6 protein-coding genes and 3 pseudogenes are annotated in these 8,031 nt (G+C 53.8%); 7 read left to right on the plus strand and 2 right to left on the minus strand.

The features are described 5' to 3' along the window. Positions 1 to 129 (minus strand): annotated as a pseudogene (locus GS12_RS24495) (IS110 family transposase); the annotation flags it as partial. 289 nt (positions 130 to 418) lie between these two features. On the opposite strand from GS12_RS24495, the gene GS12_RS22160 reads away from it, so the two are divergent. From GS12_RS22160 to GS12_RS22180, 6 genes and pseudogenes are all read left to right on the plus strand, one after another. After that, complete coding sequence (locus GS12_RS22160) at positions 419 to 883, plus strand: hypothetical protein (RefSeq protein WP_031594673.1); 465 nt, start codon at positions 419 to 421, stop codon at positions 881 to 883. Between the two features lie 129 nt (positions 884 to 1,012). Further along, positions 1,013 to 1,222: pseudogene (locus GS12_RS23825) on the plus strand (hypothetical protein); the annotation flags it as partial. Between the two features lie 431 nt (positions 1,223 to 1,653). Beyond that, positions 1,654 to 3,978 (plus strand): alginate lyase family protein, encoded by a 2,325-nt coding sequence (locus tag GS12_RS22165; protein WP_200874556.1) that lies wholly within the window; start codon positions 1,654 to 1,656, stop codon positions 3,976 to 3,978. Between the two features lie 350 nt (positions 3,979 to 4,328). Next, complete coding sequence (locus GS12_RS22170) at positions 4,329 to 5,630, plus strand: MFS transporter (protein ID WP_031594675.1); 1,302 nt, start codon at positions 4,329 to 4,331, stop codon at positions 5,628 to 5,630. Positions 5,631 to 5,632: 2 nt separating this feature from the next. Further along, positions 5,633 to 5,965: a cupin domain-containing protein gene (locus GS12_RS22175; RefSeq protein WP_031594676.1), complete on the plus strand. Its 333-nt coding sequence runs from the start codon at positions 5,633 to 5,635 to the stop codon at positions 5,963 to 5,965. 38 nt (positions 5,966 to 6,003) lie between these two features. Further along, on the plus strand, positions 6,004 to 6,885 hold the full coding sequence (locus tag GS12_RS22180) for an NAD(P)-dependent oxidoreductase (protein ID WP_031594677.1): 882 nt from the start codon (positions 6,004 to 6,006) through the stop codon (positions 6,883 to 6,885). Positions 6,886 to 7,409: 524 nt separating this feature from the next. Here the strand turns inward: GS12_RS22180 and GS12_RS23830 are convergent. Further along, positions 7,410 to 7,664, minus strand: a pseudogene (locus GS12_RS23830) (IS110 family transposase); the annotation flags it as partial. A gap of 234 nt (positions 7,665 to 7,898) precedes the next feature. Here GS12_RS23830 and GS12_RS22185 point away from each other — a divergent pair. Next, the coding region (locus GS12_RS22185; protein WP_034951043.1) for a transposase at positions 7,899 to 8,031 on the plus strand (133 nt) is incomplete at its 3' end.

The following is an 8,031-nucleotide window of genomic DNA, read 5'->3' on the forward strand; positions in this document are numbered from 1 at the left end:
TGCGATGAGTTCAGGAAGTGCTGCACGTGACTCCTTGGGTTTAACCAGAACTGCTTTACCATTTTGGTCAACGCAGTGAACTGCAAACACATTTTTAGCAAGATCGATACCGACAGTAGTGATGGTCATAACGAATCCCTCTGGGTCAATATTTATCCCATGATTGCACGAAAGTTAATCAGGTGCATATCCAGGGGAAGTCCCTTCCATTCGCTAAGAGCAAAATTTAAGCGGTATCCCGTAGTAGAACACTCTACGTGGGTAAATACCTCAGTAATAAAATCTGCATAAATTTTACTCCCCTTCCTCTTAACTCCCTGCGATGATTACGGTTTTAGTGATTTAACTTAAGGAAAGATGATGGCATACGTTATCCGGTACGGAAACCGATGGGCGGGAGTATAAGAACTATGACGAGTTGCTGACTGACATTCGAAAAAACGCTCACGGTTGGTGGCTGATTGGCGTAAATCGCTATTGGCATGGCGGCATCCACATCGGAGCGTCATCTTCTCCGGCATCGGTGCTGAATCAGGATGCGCCGGAAAAATCTGTGCCACTCCAGTTCATGATTGACGGAGAAGTGGTGGCATGGCGGCTTAACCGGGATTACGCAAATATTGACTGTCGTCAGGAACGACCGCTGCGCCAGTCAGCTACCTTTGCGCTGATCAGGTCAGTGTACAAACCAGACGAGCAGGATGAATCCTCCTGGCTGAAGCTGTACCAGCTTTACATGCATATGGCACCACTATCGGAATACCCAAAACGCCCGCTTTACCGGGTCACGCAGAAAGGCCACGGGGTGCAGATGCGTAAACATTCCCGCCACGAAGACAGCCGCGAAATTGTGCCGGGCGTACTGGCAAACAAAACCCCGTAACTTAAAAACTACGACATTGTTCACACAATAGTCAGCTTATAAATACTATAGTACGACAAATAGAATAATTTACTGACCCTGTCTTTTCTCTACCCTATGAGAGTCGCTATGAAAATCGAACGCATCTAAGTGCTGGTGAGCCGGCCTGGACGAAATTTTGTTACGGTAAAGATTGAAACGGACGAAGGGATTTATGGTGTGGGTGATGCCACATTGAATGGCAGGGAAATGGCCGTCGCAGCGTATCTGGAAGAGCATATTGCTCCGTGTCTTATCGGCAAGGATCCGGGCAATATCGAAGATATCTGGCAGTACCTTTATCGCGGTGCATACTGGCGTTAAGGCCCGGTGACGATGACGGAATCGGTGCAATCGACATGGCGTTGTAGGACATTCTGGGCAAACACTCGGGGCAAGTAGCACCGGATTCGCTGCCTTCGCGGAAAATGATTGTCCAGGAGACATCAGCTTTAGATCCACGAAGCAGAGAATAGCTTGCCACTGCGTCTAGTGGCAAAGAGCTTGGGCACGGGAGTTGCGGCGGACAAAGCGCCTCGCACACCTGCCACACGAATACGGCGAAGAAAATGCCAATGAGTCTTTGACCAGTTCTGACGCTGTAATGAAATCGTAGAATTGCCTGGCCGTCCCCAACCGGAATGGTCTTAACGATCGTGTAGGAGGATTGAAAATATGAAATTCAGGAACAAAGCTTTATACGTGACCGGCGGAGGCTATCACGTCATCCACGATGGACTGGGAGAGGTGTGATGGGACGCACCGTCAAGGGTCTTCGTTGGTTCATCATCGGCCTGATCGCAGTGGCCACCGTCATCAACTATATCGACCGCAACGGCGTGGCGAATATTGCGGCTTCAGTCGCCGCAATAGGGAGATTAGCTTTGAAGAAGTTCCTGTTATTCACGACTGCGGCGTTTGGGATCGCAGCGTGTTTTTATTCAAACTCCGGGGCGGCCAGCGCGTCTTCCAGTGAGGAAGTCGTTAGCCTAGCAATGATAAGGGAAGCATCATCGCAATATGAGCTGTTTTCCGACGAGATGCGTCGGACCAGCATTGCCGTCGATGCGGCGATTCGTGCTGGCGTTGTCGTGCCCGTTCCAAAAGATCCCGGTGGCGGATACACGCACGAGCAGCACAAGCGTAACTACATGGCGCTGTATGGGGCAGGCCTACTGTACCGGATCACCGGTGAAAGCGCCTATGCAGCCTATGCCCGGTCGCTATTGCTGGAATATGCCAAGCTCTATCCAACCCTTGGCCCGCATCCCGCCAAAGCAAATGAGGCACCCGGGCGGCTATTCTGGCAAAGCCTCAACGACAGCGTATGGCTAGTCTATGCGATTCAAGGTTACGATGCAATTCGCGACACGCTGAATGCCGCCGACCGGGCGACGATCGATGACAAAGTCTTCCGCCACATGGCCGACTTCCTTTCGATCGGAAACGCGAAAACGTTCGATCGGATCCACAACCATGCGACCTGGGCGGCTGCCGGGGTTGGGATGACGGGCTATGTTTTGCACGATCCGGAACTGGTCGCGCGCTCGCTGAAAGGCACGGACAAGAGCGGTCGGTCCGGGTTCCTCGCGCAAGTCGACCAGTTATTTTCGCCTGATGGCTACTACACCGAGGGACCTTATTATCAGCGCTATGCGCTTCAGCCGTTCGTCGTGTTCGCCGATGCGATCGCGCGGAACCAGCCGGAACTCGGCATTTGGCAGCGCCGCGACGGGGTTCTACTTAAAGCAATCCGTAGCACCATACAACTGACCTATAACGACTACTTCTTCCCGCTTAATGACGCGATGCCCGACAAGAGCTTGAAGACGGACGAACTCTACCAGGCAGTGGCAATCGGGTACGGTGTGACGAAGGACCCGGGCTTTCTTTCGATCGCGCAAGAACAGGGCCGCACCGTGTTGACGCCGGACGGCCTCCTTCTCGCCCGCGATCTTGCGGCGGGAAAAGCGAGCCCGTTTCCGTACGCGTCACAGCTATTCCGGGACGGACCTGAAGGCGATCAGGGAGCGTTGGCCGTCCTACGATCAGGGCCAGAGCGCGATGCCGCAGTGGTGATTGCGAAGAATAGCGCGATGGGAATGGGTCATGGCCATTTCGATAAACTTAATTGGATTCTCTACGACGCTGGCAACCCTATCGTCACTGACTATGGTGCAGCTCGCTTCCTGAACATTGAGAGCAAGAACGGCGGCCGCTATCTGAAGGAGAATGAGAGTTGGGCAAAGCAGACTGTCGCCCATAATACGCTTGTCGTAAACGAGACATCGCACTTCAATGGCGACTGGCGCGTTGGCCAGGAACATGCCCCGAGCCAATTATTCTTCTCCGCCGACGATCCGTTGAAAGCCAGCACAGCCGAGATGGTCGACGCATGGCCGGGTGTGCGTTTCCGGCGCACGCTCGTGCAGGTCCCCTTCGGCAGCGGCAGTCCGCTTGTGCTGGATTTACTTCGAGTGAACGGAAATTCGCCGGCGACCTACGACCTCCCGCTGCACTACAGCGGGCACATCACTGACCTTGGGTTCCCCGTCCAGCAGAGCGTAGCCGAGCGGCCAGTGCTGGGAACTGGTAGTGGGTATCAGCACATCTGGGTCGATGCTACGGGTACAATTGGCCCCGACAATGCCACGCTTACCTGGATCAACGGTAGTCGCTTTTACACCTACCGTATGGTTCCGCCCGCTGGTGCCAGCGTCATACTCGGAGAAAGCGGCGCCAACGATCCGAGCTTTAATCTTCGGCGCGAGCCGTTGCTTATTGAGCGGGTAACGGGGGTGAAGGATACGACCTTCGTTTCTCTGCTGGAGCCGCACGGTGCTTATGACCCATCGGCAGAGACGACCGTGGCGAGTGCAAGTCAAATCAAAACATTGCGGCACGTCCGCTCGAACGACGCCGACTTGATTGTGATTGAACCGCTTAGCGGCGTGCCTTTAGTCATCGGAATAGCCGACGATGTGACCGCAGGTCGTCCTCACAGCGCGACGCTTGATGGTCGGCGAATGGAGTGGACCGGGCACATAGCGCTCCTCAACGGATTCGAGAGCAAGTAGCACCGGATTCGCTGCCTTCGCGGAAAATGATTGTCCAGGAGACATCAGCTTTAGATCCACGAAGCAGAGAATAGCTTGCCACTGCGTCTAGTGGCAAAGAGCTTGGGCACGGGAGTTGCGGCGGACAAAGCGCCTCGCACACCTGCCACACGAATACGGCGAAGAAAATGCCAATGAGTCTTTGACCAGTTCTGACGCTGTAATGAAATCGTAGAATTGCCTGGCCGTCCCCAACCGGAATGGTCTTAACGATCGTGTAGGAGGATTGAAAATATGAAATTCAGGAACAAAGCTTTATACGTGACCGGTGGAGGCTATCACGTCATCCACGATGGACTGGGAGAGGTGTGATGGGACGCACCGTCAAGGGTCTTCGTTGGTTCATCATCGGCCTGATCGCAGTGGCCACCGTCATCAACTATATCGACCGCAACGCGCTCGCCGTGATGTGGCCCGCGGTCTCAAAGGATATCGGGGCGGATAAGGCCGACTACGCAATGCTTGTCACCATGTTCCTGATCGCCTACGCAGTAGGCCAATCGCTGTTCGGGCGGATCCTGGATGTGGTCGGAACGCGGCTGGGGTTTGTGGTCTCGATCGGCATCTGGTCGCTGTCAATTGCCGCACACGCAGCGGTGCGTTCGCTGGCCGTGCTCGGGCTGCTGCGTGTGACGCTGGGCGTAAGTGAAGCGGGCAATTGGCCGGGCGCGGTGAAGGCCAACGCCGCCTGGTTTCCAGCGGGAGAGCGTGCTCTGGCGCAGGGGATCTTTAATTCTGGAGCGGCAATCGGTGCAATCATCTCTGCACCACTTGTCGCGTTAATGTATGAAGCAATGGGCTGGCGCGCGACGTTCTTGCTCGTCGGCGTGCTAGGCTTCATATGGCTGGTGCCTTGGCTGCTGATCTATCGGGGCGAACCCGACGCTCACCCGTGGCTGAGCAAAGCCGAGCGCGCGCACATCGCCGGGGACGAGCAAGGAGGCGTGGCGCAAGCGGTCACTGGCTACGCACCCGGCATGGGTGAGCTACTTCACCACCGTGAAAGCTGGGCGATCCTGATCGGCCGCTTTTTCCTCGACCCTATCTGGTGGTTGTTCGTCTCATGGCTGCCGATCTATTTAGCTGAAACTTTCGGCTTTGACGTGAAGCAGATCGGGATGTTTGCCTGGGTTCCGTTCGTCGGAGCGATGCTGGGCAGCCTGTCGGGCGGCTGGGCGTCGGGCGTGCTGATCCGCCGCGGTTGGAGCGCATTGCGTGCACGACAAGTCGTAATCACCGCGGGTGGCGTCATCATGTTGCCGGCACTTCTGCTAACGGCGCGCGCGTCGGACCCCCTGACTGCAGTACTGCTGATCGCAGTCATCCTGTTCGGTTTCCAGGTAGCCATTAATAACATTCAGACGCTTCCTTCCGACTATTTCGCCGGCGGTGCCGTAGGTTCGCTGGCCGGCGTTGGCGGGACTGCGGCAGTGGTTGGGACGTTGATCACAACGTGGCTGGTGCCGGTGATGACACCGCATGGCTACGGCCCAATATTCCTGCTTGCCGCGGCTATCGTACCGCTTGGCATACTCGCCATCTGGCTCCTCGGTGGGCGCACTGCCCCCGTGGTACGGCGCGTTTCACTCCCCAAACTCGAGATTGGAGAATAGCGATGGACGTAAAGAACTTTTTTCCCGCAACCGATAACAAGCTTTTCGATGCTGGTGGCGGATTAACCAGGAAAGTGGCCGCCTACAATGACAACGTCATGTGCGTCGAAAATCACTTCGAGAAAGGTACGGTGGCGGCACTGCACCGGCACCCGCATGAGCAAATTACCTACGTCATTTCCGGAAGATTTGAGTTTGCCGTTGGCGGCAAAACCTACATCGTTTCCACCGGCGACTCGCTCTACAAACAGCCGAACATCCTGCATGGCGCGACCTGCATCGAAGCGGGTACTTTGCTCGATATTTTCACACCTCACCGTGAAGATTTCGTCTGATCCGACAATCACAACGAACTAATTAAGGAAAATAAAACATGAGCAAACCCGTTATCGGCTTTGTCGGCCTCGGCCTCATGGGCGGAAATATGGTTGAGAATCTTCAAAAGAAGGGCTTTGAATTGGTAGTGATGGACTTGAACAAGGATGCTGTGGCAGCAGTTCTTGCTCGCGGGAACGCAAAGGAGGCAACATCGCCCAAGCAGTTGGCCGAGGCAAGCGACATCGTAATGCTTTGCTTGACTACATCAGAAGTTGTCGAGAAAATTGTTTACGGTGAAAATGGTCTCCTGGACGGCATTAAGAAAGGTGCCGTAGTTGTAGATTTCGGCACATCCATTCCGACCTCGACTCGCAAAATCGGTGCTGATCTGGCCGCCAAGAGCGCCGGCATGATTGACGCGCCGCTTGGGCGAACGCCTGCACATGCTCGCGACGGCTTGCTCAACATCATGGCCGCAGGTGACAAAGAAACCTTTGATAAGGTCAAGCCGGTGCTCGATGAGCAGGGCGAGAACGTTTTCTACCTCGGCGCTCTTGGCGCTGGTCATACGACCAAGCTGATCAACAACTTTATGGGCATGACGACAGTTTGCACCATGAGCCAGGCTTTTGCCGTGGCGGAGCGGGCCGGTGTCGACCTTCAACAGCTTTACGACATAATGTCGACCGGCCCATCCAATTCTCCGTTCATGAAATTTTGCAAGAATTACGCGGTCGATGGCGTCAGTGACTTGGGCTTCTCCATCAACAATGCCAACAAGGACCTAAGGTATTTTCTCGAGATGGCCGAGGATCTCAATATGCAGGCGGACATTGCTCAGGCGACTTCAGGCAACTTAACGGCAGCTGTGGATGCGGGTATGGGCGAGGCTAGTGTCCCGGAAATTTTTGACTATTTCTTGAAAGTGAAAATTTAACCCGAAGCTTGCACAGCACTTCCACTGCTTTGGCTAAGGAAGCGCAATTCCTTGAGGGTGACCCTGCTGGTCCCGGCGTGCTCAAGTGTTTCATCACTGTATTGCCAGCACGCGCGGGCACCCGCACATTCTCATCGATTACGTTCATCTGCCTTGAAAGCTGGCGTCGAGGGACGCCAGCATCCGGGACCACATCAGTCAAGGGCTATTGCTATGAATTTCTTATCTATCGGCGAGTGCATGGCCGAACTCTCCCCAACTGATATCCTTGGACAATTTAAACTCGGATTTGGGCGAGATAGCTTTAACACAGCTTGGTAGCCTGGAACGCAGGCACGGAGAATGTCATCCGGGATAATTTTATTGCCAGTATAAGAACGCGTATTGCGGTCGAAAACGAGTAATCAGCCATACGGTTTCATTTCAGTCTGAAGCTGAACAATGCTAATAATCGGCTGCTGGGGATTGATTCATGTGCATGTTGGCGATGTCCGCTTCACGCCCTGAGACATTCGACAAGCTTTCTACGGCATTAGTAAGGGCGATTTTCGCGCTTCCAGTGCCAGCAAATATTTCGCTTCGTCATAACGGGTTCTGGTCTTCCAGCAGCGATAAATAATCCTTATCCATTTGAATGCCAGAGCTCGGATCGCTGATTGATGAGATTTTCCTTTTTCTCGCATCCCCTGATAATACAGCTTGGCCCAGTATGATGAGTTAACCGTCTTGGCAGCCCATTCGACAAAGGTTTGCCTGACGAACCGGGCACACTGCCATCTGGTTGTGATTTTAAACCATGCTAAGAAGATGATTTAATCCAAAGCAACAGAGTCCGCTTCTCGCTCAGGCTGTGTGAAAACTCCTGATCACTTTTAGGTCTAAGCGATGGTTTCATATGATCAACCATTCTTGATAAACCCATGCGACGAACTGACTTTTTCATTAAAATTTGAATCGCCACGGGTTTAACAGACACCTCGGAGTCATTTAAGATGGCTTAAAGAGAGGTGCCCATGAGCGGTAAGCGTTATCCCGAAGAGTTTAAAATTGAAGCAGTCAAACAGGTTGTTGATCGTGGTTATTCTGTTTCCAGCGTTGCAACACGTCTCGATATCACCACCCACAGCCTTTACGCCTGGATAAAGA

It is taken from the genome of Erwinia oleae (genome assembly GCF_000770305.1).
In the GTDB taxonomy this organism is placed as follows: Bacteria; Pseudomonadota; Gammaproteobacteria; order Enterobacterales; family Enterobacteriaceae; genus Erwinia; species Erwinia oleae.

Bases quoted from the DNA above. Each gene is read 5' to 3' on its own strand.
- GS12_RS22180 (WP_031594677.1), top strand. From the start codon at position 6,004: ATGAGCAAACCCGTTATCGGCTTTGTCGGCCTCGGCCTCATGGGCGGA.
- GS12_RS22170 (WP_031594675.1), top strand. From the start codon at position 4,329: ATGGGACGCACCGTCAAGGGTCTTCGTTGGTTCATCATCGGCCTGATC.
- GS12_RS22165 (WP_200874556.1), top strand. From the start codon at position 1,654: ATGGGACGCACCGTCAAGGGTCTTCGTTGGTTCATCATCGGCCTGATC.
- GS12_RS22175 (WP_031594676.1), top strand. From the start codon at position 5,633: ATGGACGTAAAGAACTTTTTTCCCGCAACCGATAACAAGCTTTTCGAT.